The sequence below is a fragment of the Bradyrhizobium embrapense genome (assembly GCF_001189235.2).
GTDB classification, from domain to species: Bacteria; Pseudomonadota; Alphaproteobacteria; order Rhizobiales; family Xanthobacteraceae; genus Bradyrhizobium; species Bradyrhizobium embrapense.
The window spans coordinates 373,466-388,501 of record NZ_LFIP02000002.1; the positions used below are offsets into that span (position 1 = coordinate 373,466).

14 protein-coding genes are annotated in these 15,036 nt (G+C 65.7%); 3 read left to right on the plus strand and 11 right to left on the minus strand.

Going from position 1 to position 15,036, the window contains the following annotated elements; translation table 11 throughout:
- Window positions 1-99: 99 nt before the first annotated feature.
- Together AKN83_RS09165 and AKN83_RS09170 are read right to left on the minus strand one after the other, a co-directional pair.
- Window positions 100-942, minus strand: coding sequence for a C40 family peptidase (locus AKN83_RS09165; protein WP_050402168.1), 843 nt, complete (start codon window positions 940-942; stop codon window positions 100-102).
- A complete protein-coding gene (locus AKN83_RS09170) occupies window positions 935-2,314 on the minus strand; it encodes a leucyl aminopeptidase family protein (RefSeq protein ID WP_050402167.1) in 1,380 nt (459 codons plus the stop codon). Before AKN83_RS09170 ends, AKN83_RS09165 begins: the two co-directional genes overlap by 8 nt.
- A 208-nt stretch (window positions 2,315-2,522) precedes the next feature.
- On the opposite strand from AKN83_RS09170, the gene AKN83_RS09175 reads away from it, so the two are divergent.
- Window positions 2,523-3,320, plus strand: a complete 798-nt coding sequence (locus tag AKN83_RS09175; protein WP_050402166.1) for a tetratricopeptide repeat protein — start codon at window positions 2,523-2,525, stop codon at window positions 3,318-3,320.
- A gap of 233 nt (window positions 3,321-3,553) precedes the next feature.
- Here AKN83_RS09175 and AKN83_RS09180 read toward each other — a convergent pair whose 3' ends face one another.
- The 9 genes from AKN83_RS09180 to AKN83_RS09220 form a co-directional block, all read right to left on the minus strand.
- Window positions 3,554-4,528: a type II secretion system F family protein gene (locus tag AKN83_RS09180; protein ID WP_050402165.1), complete on the minus strand. Its 975-nt coding sequence runs from the start codon at window positions 4,526-4,528 to the stop codon at window positions 3,554-3,556.
- Window positions 4,529-4,537: 9 nt separating this feature from the next.
- Window positions 4,538-5,515 (minus strand): type II secretion system F family protein, encoded by a 978-nt coding sequence (locus AKN83_RS09185; protein WP_050402164.1) that lies wholly within the window; start codon window positions 5,513-5,515, stop codon window positions 4,538-4,540.
- An 11-nt stretch (window positions 5,516-5,526) separates the two neighbouring features.
- Window positions 5,527-6,990 carry a TadA family conjugal transfer-associated ATPase gene (locus AKN83_RS09190; protein ID WP_063695273.1) on the minus strand — a complete coding sequence of 488 codons (1,464 nt, stop codon included), beginning with the start codon at window positions 6,988-6,990 and terminating at the stop codon, window positions 5,527-5,529.
- A gap of 24 nt (window positions 6,991-7,014) precedes the next feature.
- Window positions 7,015-8,283, minus strand: coding sequence for a CpaE/TadZ family protein (locus tag AKN83_RS09195; RefSeq protein WP_050405350.1), 1,269 nt, complete (start codon window positions 8,281-8,283; stop codon window positions 7,015-7,017).
- A complete protein-coding gene (locus tag AKN83_RS09200) occupies window positions 8,280-9,032 on the minus strand; it encodes a CpaD family pilus assembly protein (protein ID WP_050405351.1) in 753 nt (250 codons plus the stop codon). Before AKN83_RS09200 ends, AKN83_RS09195 begins: the two co-directional genes overlap by 4 nt.
- A gap of 8 nt (window positions 9,033-9,040) precedes the next feature.
- A complete protein-coding gene (locus tag AKN83_RS09205) occupies window positions 9,041-10,525 on the minus strand; it encodes a type II and III secretion system protein family protein (RefSeq protein WP_157113289.1) in 1,485 nt (494 codons plus the stop codon).
- A 2-nt stretch (window positions 10,526-10,527) separates the two neighbouring features.
- Window positions 10,528-11,322: a Flp pilus assembly protein CpaB gene (cpaB, locus tag AKN83_RS09210; protein ID WP_050405353.1), complete on the minus strand. Its 795-nt coding sequence runs from the start codon at window positions 11,320-11,322 to the stop codon at window positions 10,528-10,530.
- Window positions 11,323-11,449: 127 nt separating this feature from the next.
- On the minus strand, window positions 11,450-11,974 hold the full coding sequence (locus AKN83_RS09215) for an A24 family peptidase (RefSeq protein WP_050405354.1): 525 nt from the start codon (window positions 11,972-11,974) through the stop codon (window positions 11,450-11,452).
- 170 nt (window positions 11,975-12,144) lie between these two features.
- The gene (locus AKN83_RS09220) at window positions 12,145-12,309 is read right to left on the minus strand and encodes a Flp family type IVb pilin (RefSeq protein ID WP_050405355.1); all 165 of its coding nucleotides are present in this window, start codon (window positions 12,307-12,309) and stop codon (window positions 12,145-12,147) included.
- Window positions 12,310-12,591: 282 nt separating this feature from the next.
- Here AKN83_RS09220 and AKN83_RS09225 point away from each other — a divergent pair, with 282 nt between their 5' ends.
- Together AKN83_RS09225 and AKN83_RS09230 are read left to right on the plus strand one after the other, a co-directional pair.
- Window positions 12,592-13,422 carry a sterol desaturase family protein gene (locus tag AKN83_RS09225; RefSeq protein WP_050405356.1) on the plus strand — a complete coding sequence of 277 codons (831 nt, stop codon included), beginning with the start codon at window positions 12,592-12,594 and terminating at the stop codon, window positions 13,420-13,422.
- Window positions 13,423-13,446: 24 nt separating this feature from the next.
- On the plus strand, window positions 13,447-14,892 hold the full coding sequence (locus AKN83_RS09230; protein WP_050405357.1) for a hypothetical protein: 1,446 nt from the start codon (window positions 13,447-13,449) through the stop codon (window positions 14,890-14,892).
- The last annotated feature ends 144 nt before the right edge of the window (window positions 14,893-15,036 follow it).

Sequence of the window (15,036 nt, forward strand, 5' to 3'; positions counted from 1 at the left end):
GGGGCTCGCGCAGCGAGAGCCCGGAATCCATTCATCCACGGAGCGGGAGGCTCGATGGATTCCGGGCTCGACGCTCCGCGTCGCTCCGGAATGACGCGGTCAAAGCCGCTTGATTGCGGCGACCTCGTTGCCGGCGGCCTTGATCCGCGCGATCGCAGCCTGCGTGTTCTCCACTACCGTCGCCATGTGATGCGCATTGGCGTGCACGATCGTCGCCGCATCACGCACGATGGCGACATGGCCCTTCCAGAAGATCAAGTCGCCGCGCTGCAGATGCCTGGATTCCGCTGTCGTCAGTTCGCGGCCGAGCCCGTCCTGCTGCATGTCGCTGTCGCGCGGGCAGCCGGTGCCGGCGGCGGTCAGCGCGATCTGCACCAGGCCGGAGCAGTCGATGCCGAGGCTCGACTTGCCGCCCCAGAGATAGGGCGTGCCGACGAACCGCTCGGCGATCGCGACGAAATCCGGCGCCATTGCGTCGAGCGGCGCGAGATGCTGGCGCGGCAGATGCCAGCCCTCGCGGGTCACCGCGAAGGCGCCGTCCTCGCGGGCGATTGCCAGCCTGGTCCCCATCGCCAGCGCCTCGACCGGCGGCAGCTTGATCGACGGTCCCGGAAACGCCAGCGCGCGCAGCGCCGTCACCTTGTGCGTCGGGGCAGCGCCAGGCGCCGTCAGCGCCGCCTCGGCAATCCAGCCGACATAGCCGTCATCGGCGAGCTGGCCCCAGGCCCAGCCTTCGCCGTTGCGGTCGTACACGGTGACGCGTTCACCCCTGAGGGCCTGCGTCATCTGTTCGGCATCGGCCGCCGGCGCCCGCCGTAGCGGCGCGATCGCGTCGCCGACCTCGCGCGCCTCGCCGTCGACGAAGCGCGCAGCCTTGACCTTGCCCTCGAGATATTTCGCGGCGAGGTCGGCGCGGGCCGGCGTCAGTCTGGCATCATGCATAGCGCTGGCTCAGCAGTTTGTAGATCGCGCGTGCGGCCTGGCATTCGCCGCCTTCGGGACGGCCGGGCTTTGCCGACGGCGTCCAGCCATAGATATCGACATGCAGCCAGCTCCGCGCGTGCTCGACGAAGCGCTGCAGGAACAGCGCGCAGGTGATCGAGCCGGCGAAACCGCCTGACGGTGCGTTGGTGATGTCGGCGGTCTTGGAATCGAGCCAGGCATCGTAGGCCGGCCACAGCGGCATCCGCCACAACGGATCGTTCTCGCTTTTCGCGCAAGCTGCGACGTCGCCGGCGAGCGTCTCGTCATTGGTATAAAACGGCGGCAGATCCGGGCCCAGCGCCACGCGCGCCGCGCCGGTCAGCGTGCCCAGATCGACCAGCAGGTCGGGCGTCTCCTCGTCGGCCAGCGCCAGCGCGTCGGCGAGCACCAGCCGCCCCTCGGCGTCGGTGTTGCCGATCTCGACGGTGATGCCCTTGCGCGACTTGAAGATGTCGAGCGGGCGGAACGCGTTGCCGGCAACCGCGTTCTCGACCGCCGGGATCAGCACGCGCAGCCGCACCTTGAGCTTCGCGTCCATCACCATCTGGGCCAGCGCCAGCACGTTGGCTGCGCCGCCCATGTCCTTCTTCATCAGCAGCATGCCGCTCGACGGCTTAAGGTCGAGCCCGTCGGTGTCGAAGCAGACGCCTTTGCCGACCAGCGTCACCTTCGGATGGGCCGGATCGCCCCAGCTCAGATCGATCAGCCGCGGTGCGCGGGTCGAGGCCATGCCGACGGCGTGGATCAGCGGGAAATTCTGCGCGAGCTCGTCGCCATCGATGCAATTGAAGGCGGCGCCGAACCGCGCTGCGAGGTCGCGCGCCACCTCGGCGAGCTCGGCCGGGCCCATGTCGTTGGACGGCGTGTTGATGAGGTCGCGCGCCAGCGCCGCGGCGTCCGCCATCCGCGCGATCTCGGCCGTGTCGACGCCATCGGGTGGCACGAGGCGGACCTCGGGGCTCTTGTTCTTGCGATAGCGGCCGAAGCGGTAGCAGCCGAGCGCGAAGGCGAGCGCGGCAAGCCGCGTGTCATGCGGCGCATTGCCAAAGCGGTAGACGCCCGGCGGCAGCAGGCCAGGCAAGACGCCGGGCCGGAACGGATCGCGCGCCTTGTGGTCGGCGTCCTCGAGGCCGAACAGCACCTGCGCGATGCCGCCATCGGCTGCCGGCAAAGCGAGGGCCTTGCCGGGCTTGGCGGCAAAGTCACTGGCCTCGGCGAACTGGCGCGCCGGCGCCGGCAACTCGCTGCGGATCGCATCCCATGTTGCCTTGCTGACGAAGGTGATCGGCGTGACGGCGGTCGTGGGTGCGGTCTCGAACACGGATGGCATGCGGCTCTCGGCTGTTTTGGCGTCGTTGCTGGTGACTAACACGGCTTTCGCAGTCGATGGTAGCGCGCCCGCGGTTGACGCGGCCTGCGGCGACTGGAACCGGCGCGCCGGTTGCGACGGCCGCCAGTTAACCAGACGTTAGGGTTAACAGTCTATTGCTGGCGCGCTCGGCTCGATCCATTTGCCCGATTTCGTGAGTCACAGTGCCATGCGTCGACAGTCCATTTTGACCCGGCATCTCGCTTCCGCAGCCCTCGTGGCGGTTCTCGCCGCCGGGCTTGGCGGTTGCCAGACCATGTCCGACGTCACCGGATCGATCGCGTCCCGGTCCGACCCGGCGTCCGACGATCCGCGCCGCAATCTCGAAGTCTATGGCGAGCGCTATCGCAAGAATCCCAAGGATGTCGACGCCGCGATCGCTTACGGCCAGGCGTTGCGCATGACCGGACAGCGTTCGCAGGCCTGCGCCGTGCTGGAGCAGGCCACGCTCGCCACTCCCGGCAACAAGCCGCTGCTCGCCGCCTATGGCCGCGCGCTCGCCGACAATGGCAATTCGCAGGCCGCATTCGACGTGCTCAGCCGAGCGCACAGTCCGGACAATCCAGACTGGCGGATCCTGTCGGTACAAGGCACCACGCTCGACAAGCTGAATCGGCACGAGGAAGCGCGGCGCTATTACGCCAGCGCCCTTCGACTGGCCCCGGACGAGCCGTCGGTGCTGTCCAATCTCGGCCTGTCCTACATGCTGACCAAGGAATTGCCGAAGGCGGAAGAGACGCTGCGCCAGGCCTATGCCAGCGCCCGCGCCGACACCCGCATCCGGCAGAACCTTGCGCTCGTCGTCGGCCTGCAGGGCCGCTTCGCGGAGGCCGAGACCATCGTCAAGGCCGACCTGCCGGCGGACGAGGCGGCGGCCAATGTCGCCTATCTCCGCGACATGCTGAACCGCAAGGACGGTCCGCGGATTTCCTCGCGCGCCGCACCGGTTGTCGCCAAGGACGATTAAGCCAACACGGCAACTTACCAACGTCCCTTGAAAAGGGGAGGTCGCTTTGCTCGTGGAGCAAAGCGGGCGATCATCTCTCTCCGCGAGCAGCCCTGCAGAGGGAAGGGGAAGAACCGTAGCCCGGCGCAGCGCAATCCGGGGCGCCGTAACCGCGGATCGTCCTGTCCCAGATTTCGCTGCGCTTCATCCGGGCTGCGGACTTTCAGGGGGAAGGAGAAGGCAGCCGGCGCAGCTCAATGCATCGTGGCGATCTTGATGTAGGACGGTCCGAGGATCACGATGAACAGGCAGGGCAGGAAGAACAGGATCATCGGCACGGTCAGCTTGGGCGGCAGCGCCGCCGCCTTTTTCTCGGCTTCGTTCATGCGCATGTCGCGATTCTCCTGCGCCATCACGCGCAGGCTCTGGCCGAGCGGCGTGCCGTAGCGTTCGGATTGCTGCAAGGCCATGCACACCGATTTCACGCCTTCGAGTCCGGTGCGGCGCGCCAGGTTCTCGTAGGCGGACTTGCGGTCCTGCAAATAGGACAGCTCCGCGGTCGTCAGCGCGAACTCCTCCGACAGCGCGATCGACTGTCCGGCGATCTCGTTGGCAACCTTTCGGAACGCAACCTCCACCGACATGCCCGACTCGATACAGATCAGCAGCAGGTCGAGCGAATCGGGGAAGGCGCGCTTGATCTGGAGCTGGCGCTTGGAGATCGCGTTCTTCAGGAACAGCATCGGCGCCTGGAGGCCGGCATAGGCCGCGCCGACGCAAATGCCGATCTTGAGCGTGAGCGACCAGGCCGCGCCCGCGATGAAGAACGTATAGACGATGGCGCCGAGCAGCAGCACGATCGGGGTCACCGCGCGGGCGAACAGGAAGGTGACGTAGGGGGCGTGGCCGCGATAGCCCGCCATCACGAGCTTCTCGAGCGCCGCTTCCTGCGCGAGCCATTTCGTGAGGTTGAGATCGTCCACCACCCGGGAGACGACCTGCTTCGGGGTCTGCCGCAGCGCGACCTTCTCCGTCTTGGCGAGACGATCGCGCTCACGCTGCCGCAGACGCTCGCGCTCGCTGGCGACGGCCTTCATGCGCTTGTTGAGATCGCCGCCGGCGAGCAACGGCATCACCAGCGTGTAGACCGTCGCGCTTGCCGCGATGAAGGCAAGCAGCATGGTCATGAACCTGACGTCGTGGAGCTTGGCGACCAGAATATCAATCATGCTGCACCGTCAGAAATCGAAGTTGATCATCTTCTTCATCACCAGCACGCCGCAGGTCATCCAGAGGGCGCAGCCGACCAGCATGAGCTGGCCCATCGAGTTGGTCCACAGCAGGGCGATGTAGTCCGGCGTCGTGAGGAACACGAGGATCATCACGATCGGCGGCAGCGAGCCGATGATGGCGGCGGAAGCCTTCGCTTCCATCGACATCGCCTGGATCTTCTCGGCCATCTTCTTGCGGTCGCGCAGCACCCGCGACAGGTTGCCGAGAGCTTCCGACAGATTGCCGCCGGACTTCTGCTGGATCGCGATCACAATACCGAAGAAGTTCGCCTCCGGCAGCGGCATGCGTTCGTACAGCCGGGCGCAGGCCTCGCCGAGCGGCATGCCGATTGCCTGGGTCTCGATGATCGCAAGAAACTCGCTCCGCAGCGGCTCAGGCGCATCGTTGACGACGGCCTTGAGCGACTCGAACAGCGGCAGGCCGGCCTTGATGCCGCGGACGATGACGTCGACGGCGTCGGGCAGCGCCTTCAGAAAGGCCTTTTCCCGCCGCTTCTTCAGGAAGCCGAGCAGCCAGCGCGGCAGGCCGAGGCCCATGGCAAAGCCGATGCCCGCGGCGCCCAGCAGTCCTCCGCCGGCCATGAAGGCCGCGCCGAACCCGAACAAGCCGAGGGCGCCGGAGATCATCCAGAATTTCTGCTCGGACCACTCCAGTCCGGCCTGCGAGATGCGCATGCCGAGCGGGATTTTCTTGTCCTTCTGCCGACGCGCCTCGAGCTCCTTCAGCGATCCTTCGACCTGCTCGCGGCGGGAGCGCTGGGTGCGTTCGGTGGTTCGCGTGGTCGACGGTTCGCTGCGCGCCACCGATGCGCGGCGCGACTCGGCCTTCTTTTCCCCCGAAAGGTAAGGATAGAGGAAGACCCAGGCGATGCCGCCCACGGTGGTGGCGGCGAGGAAGGCGAGGGCAAGGGTTTGCGTCTGCATCCTGCGTTCCTCTAGACCGGCGCCGGCGAGTCGGAGGCGTCCAGCGCCGCCGCAAGCCGCTTCTCTTCATTGTAATAGCGCGCGCGCTCCCAGAAGCGCGGCCGGCCGATGCCGGTCGAGCGGTGCTTGCCGATGATCTTGCCGTTGGCATCTTCCCCGATCACGTCGTAGAGGAAGATATCCTGGGTGATGATGGTGTCACCTTCCATGCCCATCACCTCGGTGATGTGGGTGATGCGGCGCGAACCGTCGCGCAGGCGGGCGGCCTGCACGATGATGTCGACCGAGGCGCAGATCATCTCGCGAATGGTGCGCGAGGGAAGCGAGAAGCCGCCCATGGTGATCATGGATTCGCAGCGCGACAGCGCTTCGCGGGGATTGTTGGCGTGCAGCGTGCCCATCGAGCCGTCGTGGCCGGTGTTCATCGCCTGCAACAGGTCGAACGCCTCGGGGCCGCGGACTTCGCCGACGATGATGCGCTCCGGACGCATACGCAGGCAGTTGCGGACCAGTTCGCGCATCGTGACCTGGCCCTCGCCCTCGATGTTCGGCGGCCGGGTTTCCAGCCGCACCACATGCGGCTGCTGCAGCTGAAGTTCGGCGGCGTCTTCGCAGGTGATGATGCGCTCGTCGTGCTCGATATAGTTGGTCAGGCAGTTCAGCAGCGTGGTTTTGCCCGAGCCGGTGCCGCCCGAGATGATCACGTTGCAGCGGACACGGCCGATGATCTGCAGGATGGTCGCCCCTTCCGGCGTGATCGCGCCGAACTTGACGAGCTGCTCCAGCGTCAGCTTGTCCTTCTTGAATTTGCGGATGGTGAGCGCGGGCCCGTCGATCGCCAGCGGCGGCACGATGGCGTTGACGCGCGAGCCGTCGGCGAGGCGGGCGTCGCAGATCGGCGAGGATTCGTCGACGCGCCGGCCGACCTGGCTGACGATGCGCTGGCAGATGTTGAGCAGCTGCTGGTTGTCGCGAAAGCGGATGCCGGTGCGCTGGATCTTGCCGGCGACTTCGATGAACACGGTGCCCGCGCCGTTGACCATGATGTCGGCGATGTCGTCGCGCGACAATAGCGGCTCCAGCGGTCCGTAGCCGAGCACGTCGTTGCAGATGTCGTCGAGCAACTCTTCCTGCTCGGCGATCGACATCACGATGTTCTTGATCGCGATGATCTCGTTGACAATGTCGCGGATTTCCTCGCGCGCCGACTCGCTGTCCAGCTTGGCGAGCTGGGCAAGGTCGATCGCCTCGATCAGGGCGCCGAAGATCGTCGCCTTGACCTGGTAGTAGTTGTCCGAGCGGCGGGCTTCGACGACGGGAGCAGGCGGCGGCTTGGCCGGCGCCAGCGGCGGCGACGAGATCGTCGGGGCGGCGGACTCGCGCGCCATCGGCGACGAGCCGGCAGGCTCCGGCGTCTGAAAGGCAGGCTTAGGTGCCCGCAGGTCCCCCTCGTTTCCGCTACGCTTACCAAACACGACGTCTTGACTCCACGCGGACCACTATTTGGACCGCAGCTTTTCGAGCAGGGGCGACAGGAAAGACCCCCTCGGCTTCTTGGTCTCGCCGCGGCCTGTCAGCCGCTGCGCCATCTGTAGAAACATCTCGACTGCGCGGTGATTGGCGGAGATTTCGGCGATCATCTGGCCGTTGTTGGCAGCCGAACCGAAGATCTGCGGATCGAACGGAATGGCGGCGATCGGCTGGCTTTCGATCGCCTTGGCGAATTCGCCCGCAGCGATCTCCGGACGCTTCGGCACGCCGACCTGGTTCAGGCAGTACAGCGGCGCGCGGTCGTTCGGCCGCGACGCCTTCAAGAGGTCGAACATGTTCTTGGCGTTGCGCAGATTGGCGAGGTCGGGCGCCGCCACGATCAGGATGTCGTCGGCCGCGATCAGCGCGCGCTTGGTCCAGCCGGACCACTGGTGCGGTACGTCGAGCACGATGCACGGCATCGTGGTGCGCAACGTGTCGAAGATCGCATCGAACGCTTCGGCGCCGAAATCGTAGACCTTGTCGAGCGTCGCCGGTGCCGCCAGCAGGCTCAGATGGTCGGTGCATTTCGACAGCAGGCGGTCGACGAAGGCGGTATCGACGCGGTCCGGCGAGAACACCGCATCCGCAATGCCTTGCGCCGGATCCTGGTTGTAGTTGAGGCCGGCCGTGCCGAATGCAAGATCGAGATCGGCGACCACGGAATCGAGCGCCAGATCGCGGGCGATCGCCCAGGCAACATTGTGGGCGATCGTCGAGGCGCCGACGCCGCCCTTCGCGCCGACGACGGCGACGACGCGGCCGACCGCCTTGGCTTCCGGCGCCGAGAACAGGTTGCAGACCGCGCGCACCACGTCGATCGCATGTGCCGGCGCGATCACGTAGTCGCTGACGCCGCGCCGCACCAGCTCGCGATACAGCGTGACGTCGTTGACCCGGCCGATCACGACCACCCGGGTGCCGGCGTCGCATACCGTGGCGAGCTGGTCGAGCCCGCCCAGAATGTCGCTGCGGCCCTCGGTCTCGAGGATGATGACGTTGGGCGTCGGCGCCGAGCGGTAGGCCTCGATGGCAGCCGCCATGCCGCCCATCTGGATCTTGAGGTGGGCCTTGGCCAACCGGCGATCCTCGCCCGCCGACTGTACGGCGGCAGCGGTCTCGACCGTCTCGCAGAACGCCTGGACCGAGACCCGTGGCGCCGGAGCAATATGGTCGTCCACGGCCTGCGGCGGGACGTCCGTCTGCTCTTCGGAGTTTTGCTGCGCGTAGGTGATCATTTTCCTGTGTCGCTTAGCTTGGCCCTGTCGGACTCGGGATACGTCGTGGCGGTTGTGCTGCCCTTGCGATACTTGTCGAAGGCGATGTTGCGGCGCGACGTGTAGGCAGGGGTCTCCGCGCGCGGCTGCACGAGGTCAGTCGGGTCTTCGACCATGGCTGCGAGGTTGCGCTGATTGGCGCAGCCGAAATTGTAGTATTGCTTGTTCTGGATGTAGGATCCGTTGTGCATCGACGGGCCGAGATCCTCCGGCCAGAGGCCGCACGGCCCGGCCTCCGCTTTCATCTTTGGATAGTTCACGCGGATCGCAGGCATCAGGCGCGGATTCTCGGGGTGGTATTTGCGCACGAGGATCCCGCGCGGCGGCACGCCGGCGGCGGCGAAGGTCGCCTGGATCTCGCGCAGCGATTCCTGCGCGGGCCGGGCATTCGGCGTGTCGGCGGGAACGTCGATGGTAACGGCGCCGGTGCCCTCGCGCATCCAGTCCTGCGCCATTCCCATCACCTCGGCGCGCTGCTCCGCGGTCAGGCCGCCGCGGCTGCGGCCGACGAAGACCACGATCGAGCGATCGGCCTCGGTCACCGCGATCGGGTGACGCAGGCGATAGTCGGCCGGCGAGTCCACCATCGCGAAACTGTTGTCGGCGGCGTGCTGGCAGGCGCCGAGCGCCATGGCAAGAACGACGAGCACGCCGGCGACACCGGCGGTGCGCTTGTAATCGGCGGATGGTCTGGGTGTGGTCTGTGTCATCGTCCGCCTCAGTCGGTAATGAAGCCGTAGGTGCCGCGGTAATTCCGCGCCGGCTCGGTGCGGCCGGGCACGCCGTAAATGCGATTGAGGCTGCCGAGCAGGTCGGCCTGTGGGTCGGATGCGTTGGCGAAGCCGTCATCCGGGCGCGACAAATCCTTTTGCGCCACGGCGCGAACCACATAGGGCGTCACCAGAACCATCAGTTCGGTCTGGTTGTTGACGAAGTCGCGGCTGCGGAACAGCGTGCCGAGCACGGGCAGGGACGCCAGCCCGGGAAGGCCGTTGATCGCCTGCTTGGTCTGATCCTGGATCAGGCCGGCCATGGCCATCGAGCCGCCCGAAGGAATTTCCAGCGTGGTCTCGGCGCGGCGGGTCTTGATCGAAGGGATCGTCGTTCCACCCGCGCCGCCGGTCAGCGCGTTCTCGGTCGAGACTTCCGACACTTCCGTCATCACGCGCAGGCTGATGCGCCCTTCGGTCAGCACCACCGGCGTGAAGTTGAGCGAAATGCCGAATTTCTTGAAGCTGACGGTCTGGACGCAATTCCCGATCGCGCCCGTCGTCGAGGTCTGGCAGGTCACGCCGGTCGGAATTGGAAACTCGCCGCCCGAGATGAAGGTCGCCGATTCGCCCGAGATTGCGGTCAGGTTCGGTTCGGCGAGGGTCCGCACGACACCGGCGCTTTCCATGGCGCGGATCGTTGCCGACACCGACGATCCGAACGACGTGGTCAGATTGTTGCCGGACACCAGCGGCGAGCTGTTCGCGGTGAACGGGTTGCTGTTGGCGAATTTCACCACGGTCGTGCCGTAGTTGAGGTTCGCGGTGAGGTCGATGCCGAGCTGCTTGATCAGGCTGCGCGCGACTTCGGCAACCGTGACCTTCAGCATCACCTGGTCGCGGCCGCGAACCGTGATCGAGTTCACGACCTTGTCGGGGCTGCCGACCAGCCGCGTGGCGATATCGCCGGCCTGCTGTGCTTCGATCGGGCTCGCAGCGCTCCCGCTCAGCATCACGCCGTCGCCGACGCCCTCGATCTGGATATCGGAATTCGGCAGTGCCGCACGCAGCGCGGCGCGCACGCCGTTGAGATCGCGCTTGACCGCGATGTCATAGGCCGCAATCTGCTGGCCGGCGGCGTCGAAGAACACGATGTTGGTCTGGCCGACCGTCGCGCCGATGATGTAGGCGCGTTGCGCCGAGCGCACCACGGCGTTGGCGATTTTGGGATCGGCGACCAACACGTCCTTGATGTCCCGGGGCAGATCGATCACGATCGACTTGCCGACGCCGAGCGAGAGGAACCGGGCATTCATCTGGCCGCCATCGGCCGATGCGGCAGCGGCAGGCGCGGCGCGATAATCGCTCGCCACCACCGGTGTCAGCGCCGGGTTGAGCGTGAGCGCCGCGACGGCCGAGAACGACAATGCGCGGACCATGAAGGCCCGCATCGTCCGTTGAGTTGCCCCGCCCTTCATCACGTGTGTCCTCATGGTCACTTCTGCATCGTCGCCTGGTTGGCAACGCCAAAGCGGATGACGTTGATCGTGTCACCGCGCCTCTGGCGGCTGTCGTCGATCTTGGTTTCGGGCGCGTTGTTGTCGGCGATGCTGCGCAGCGCCAGCGACAGGACGCCGCTCTGGCGCGCGCGCGCCAGCGTCTCGGTCTGTTCGGGCTTCAGCTCCAGCGTCACCGTCTTGCCGATCAGTGCGTTGGTGCCGTCCTTTTCCTTCGGTGCCTGGTCGATCGCGAGCACGCGGATGTTGGTCAGGATCACTTCGGAGTTGACGATGTCGGCGCCGTTGCGATCCGGATTCTTGTCCCGCTTCGACAGCAGGACGTCGACCCGGTCATTCGGCAGGATGAAGCCGCCGGCGCCAGTCTCGGGTGAGATTTCGGTCGATACCGCCCGCATGCCGGTCGGCAGGATCGCGGCCATGAAGCCGCTGCCGTCGGCCTTGACGAGCTTCTGCTCGCGAATCGGTTCGCCCTGGATGAACGGGGCGCGCGCAATCGAACCGGTCACGTCCTTGATCGCTTCGGCGTTGCTGTCCCTGCGCATGAAGCTGGCGCTGGCGGTTGCCGCCGGCCAGGTCTGCCATTGCAAGTCTTCGGGCTTCACGGCCTGGCCGAGGCCGATGTCGGTCTTCGCGACCAGGATGTCGACGGTGGGCAGCTGCGCGACAGGTGGGGGCGGCGCCGGCCTGTCGTCGCTTCCACTCGCCAAATAGAGCGCCGCGAGGCCGGCGCAGCCTGCGATTGCGAGGACCAGAATGCGGGCCTTATCCATTACGCTTCACTTTCCACATGACGCCGCGACGCTGCCGCCGCCGTGATGGGAGTTGACCAGCTATTCGTCAAAGCATGGTTAATGAGGCGTATCTAAATCGCCTTAACGGGCGGTTACCGCTGCTTTGTCAGCGCATCGCCAGGTGCGCGAGATCGATCGTCTTGATCCAGTCCGTCTCGGGATAGATCAGCAGGGCGCCGAGGGCGAGTGCGATGCCGTAGGGAATTCCGGTCTGCTTGTCGTGCAGGCGGCTGAGCCAGGCCTGGTTCGCGAGCGCATAGGGCAGCGGCCATTGCCGGAGCTGCAGCAGCAGCAGCGTCAGCGCGCCGCCGAACAGCGACGCGAAGACCAGATAGGGGAGCAGATGCTCGAAACCGAACCACAGGCCGGCCGCGGCGGCGACCTTGGCATCTCCGCCGCCGACCCAGCCCATCGCAAACATGCCGAATGCCACCGCCAGAACCAGCGCGCCCGCGCCGGCATGGTCGAGCATCTCGTGGATGCCCATCCCGGTCAGCGGCGCCAGGATGAAGAACCCGGCCACCAGCGCCAGCGAGATCCGGTTCGGGATCGTCATGGTCAAGAGATCGCTCGCCGCCGCAAAGGCCATCAGGGCCGGGAACAGCATCAAGCGTGCGATGTCGAGGATCATGGATTCATGCCGTCAAGCTGGAGCTGCGGTCGAGACCCGACGCTAGCGGCCAATGGTGAACAATCGGGAAAAGCCGCCGCGGCCGCCATCAAGGCGCCGACCGCCTGTCCGCCAAATAGCAAAGGTCCCGGGGCTGCCGGGACCTTTGATGCGAGTTCGTTCGAACCGGCTTACTTCAGCGAGTTGGAGACCGTGTTGAAGGTGGTCGAGAGCTTGGAGCCGACGCCGTTGACAGCCGCGATGATCGCGATGGCGATACCGGTGGCGATCAGGCCGTATTCGATGGCAGTCGCGCCCGACTCATCCTTCACGAAGCGCGAGACGAGGTTCTTCATAAGTAACTCCTGTGTACACGTGGCTGGTCGAACTAGGTTTGGTCTCGCCGGCGTTCTCAGCACCGTGACCATTGCGGCACCCTACGGTTCGACAATTTCGGCGCAGTTAATTTGATCGCATAAACACAGCGGGAACCCGCAGTTGTTGAGCACAGTAAATTTGGCCTTAAGCGGCCCGTTAAGATTGCAGATTGTTGCAGGGGCCCGCTGCTATCGGCACCTGTTCACGGGTCCTTAAGCGCACATCTATACGCATGGGGCTTCCGTCAAAACGAGGCCGTCATGCCCACCCTTCCCTTTGAAGTCATCGAGATGATCGGCCAGACGATGATGAAGGTGGTGCCGATCACCATCGCGCTGGCGCTGTTCTTCACGGTGCTCACTCATTTCTGGGCCTGCAATCCCGGCAAGCCATGGTGGCAAAAGCGTGAGCTGGTCACCGACATCTGCTACTGGTTCTTCGTGCCGGCATTCGCCCGCGTGCTGCGGATCGGGCTCCTGGTGGTTGGCGCAGCCGTGGTGTTCAACGTTCACGAAGCCGACGATCTGATCGCATTCTACGAGAACGGACACGGCCCGCTGGCGCAGCTTCCGCTCTGGCTGCAGTCTATCATCTTCCTGGTCGCCTCCGATTTCATGCTGTACTGGCTGCATCGGATGTTCCATGGCGGCGGCTTCTGGAAATATCACGCCATTCATCACTCCTCCGAGGATCTTGAATGGATCTCGGCGGCACGCTTCCATCCGGTCAATCTTCTGATCGGCACGATCACCGTCGATGTGATCCTGCTGATGGCGGGCATCTCGCCGAACATCATGCTGTGGGTGGGGCCGTTCACCACATTCCACTCGGCATTCGTGCACGCCAACCTGAACTGGACGCTCGGCCCGTTCAAATACGTGATCGCGACACCGGTGTTTCACCGCTGGCATCACACCGGGCTCGAGGAAGGCGGCGACACCAATTTCGCAGGCACGTTTCCGCTCTGGGATATTCTGTTCGGTACGTTCCGGATGCCCGAAGGCAAGCTTCCGGAAGATTATGGCGTCGATGCCGAACAGGGCGTGCCGTCCGAGATCGGCGGACAGTTGGCCTATCCGTTCCGGCAATGACGCCGCCAGCCGGCCGGTGCCATCATGAGCGCTGAGACGGCGACCTTCCCGCGCGCGAAAGTCTCCGCTTTCGCCGAGCTCCCGGCCTGGTTCTGGATGGCGTGCGGCGTCTATGCGCTGCTGCTGTTCGTCGGCAACAGGCTGCTCGCCGATTCCGACACCTACTGGCAGATTGCCGTCGGCCGCTGGATCCTCGACCATCGCACGCTGCCGTCTATCGACATCTATTCGTTCACCAAGGCCGGTGAGCCGTGGGTGTCGTCGTCCTGGTTGGCGCAGGTTCTGTTCGCGAAGGCCTATGACCTCGCCGGATGGACCGGCCCGGTGGCGCTGGCCGCCGCCTGCGCCGCTGCCAGCTTCGCGCTGCTCACCGCCATCCTCAGCCGCGCGCTACCGACGGTCTACGCGAGCCTGATTGCGCTAGCGGCGCTGGTTCTGATCTGCGGGCACCTGCTGGCCCGTCCGCATGTGCTGGCGATGCCCATCATGGTCGTCTGGGCGAACGGCCTGATGACCGCCAGCGAACGCCGCGAGGCGCCTTCGTTCTGGCTGCTACCGCTGATCGCGCTGTGGGCCAATCTGCACGGCGGCTTTCTATTTGGCGTGGTACTGGCCGGCGCATTCGCGCTCGATGCGATGTGGAATGCCTTGCCGGCCCAGAGGCCGGCGCTGGCGCTGCGCTGGGCGGCGTTCGGCATCGGCGCGCTCGCTGCGTGCTGCGCGACCCCCTATGGCTGGGGCTCGATCCTCGCCTCGCTCAGGATTCTCGGCCTCGGCGAATTGTTGCACCTGATCACAGAGTGGAAGCCGGCGACATTCGGCGAGATCGAGCCGTTCGGACTATCGATCCTGGGCCTGCTCGGCGCTGCGCTCTATTACGGGGCGAGGTTGCCGCTGCCGCGAATCATCCTGGTGCTGGGCTTGCTGCACATGGCGCTGTCCCATGTCAGAAATCTCGAGCTGCTTGCCCTGCTGCTGCCGCTGGCCGTGCTGACGCCGGTCGCCACCCAGTTCGGGCTGCGCGCCGCCAGCGCGGTCCGCCCGAGGGTTGCTCCGGCCGCAATCCTTGTCGTCGGGCTTTGCGCGTGGACCGCAGTCGCTGCCGCGCGCCGGGTCATATCGCCACCGCCGATCTATTCGCCGGCCGCCGCCGTTGACGCGATGAAGGCGCACGACGTCAAGCGCGTGCTCAACGATCTGCAGTTCGGCGGCTACCTGATCTGGCGTCAGATGCCGGTGTTCATCGACGGGCGTGCCGAACTCTACGGCGAGGCGTTCGGCATGAGCTTGGTCCGCGCGGTTCAGCTCAAGGACGTCAACGGCTTCCTCAGTCTGCTCGCAACACATGATATCGATGCGGTGATGCTCGATCCAACCACGCCGGCGTCCAAATTGCTGGATCACATCGCAGGATGGCAGCGCCTCTACGCCGATGACCGCGTGGTCGTCCACGTCCGCGCCGCCGGCTGAAACCGCCGCAGGCGCTCGCCACCCAGTGGCTGGACGACGGGAAACGGCGGCCGGATGGTCCCGCGCGAGGCATCGGAGGGTTAGCCGATCGGCTCGGGAAGTCGCGACATCCGCGCAATTCGGCGATCGATCTTTGCTCTTCCT

Coding starts and splice junctions, on each gene's coding strand:
- AKN83_RS09225 (WP_050405356.1), top strand. CDS start 12,592: ATGCCCACCCTTCCCTTTGAAGTCATCGAGATGATCGGCCAGACGATG.
- AKN83_RS09205 (WP_157113289.1), bottom strand. CDS start 10,525: ATGAGGACACACGTGATGAAGGGCGGGGCAACTCAACGGACGATGCGG.
- AKN83_RS09185 (WP_050402164.1), bottom strand. CDS start 5,515: ATGCAGACGCAAACCCTTGCCCTCGCCTTCCTCGCCGCCACCACCGTG.
- cpaB (WP_050405353.1), bottom strand. CDS start 11,322: ATGGATAAGGCCCGCATTCTGGTCCTCGCAATCGCAGGCTGCGCCGGC.
- AKN83_RS09180 (WP_050402165.1), bottom strand. CDS start 4,528: ATGATTGATATTCTGGTCGCCAAGCTCCACGACGTCAGGTTCATGACC.
- AKN83_RS09215 (WP_050405354.1), bottom strand. CDS start 11,974: ATGATCCTCGACATCGCACGCTTGATGCTGTTCCCGGCCCTGATGGCC.
- AKN83_RS09170 (WP_050402167.1), bottom strand. CDS start 2,314: ATGCCATCCGTGTTCGAGACCGCACCCACGACCGCCGTCACGCCGATC.
- AKN83_RS09165 (WP_050402168.1), bottom strand. CDS start 942: ATGCATGATGCCAGACTGACGCCGGCCCGCGCCGACCTCGCCGCGAAA.
- AKN83_RS09220 (WP_050405355.1), bottom strand. CDS start 12,309: ATGAAGAACCTCGTCTCGCGCTTCGTGAAGGATGAGTCGGGCGCGACT.
- AKN83_RS09200 (WP_050405351.1), bottom strand. CDS start 9,032: ATGACACAGACCACACCCAGACCATCCGCCGATTACAAGCGCACCGCC.
- AKN83_RS09195 (WP_050405350.1), bottom strand. CDS start 8,283: ATGATCACCTACGCGCAGCAAAACTCCGAAGAGCAGACGGACGTCCCG.
- AKN83_RS09175 (WP_050402166.1), top strand. CDS start 2,523: ATGCGTCGACAGTCCATTTTGACCCGGCATCTCGCTTCCGCAGCCCTC.
- AKN83_RS09230 (WP_050405357.1), top strand. CDS start 13,447: ATGAGCGCTGAGACGGCGACCTTCCCGCGCGCGAAAGTCTCCGCTTTC.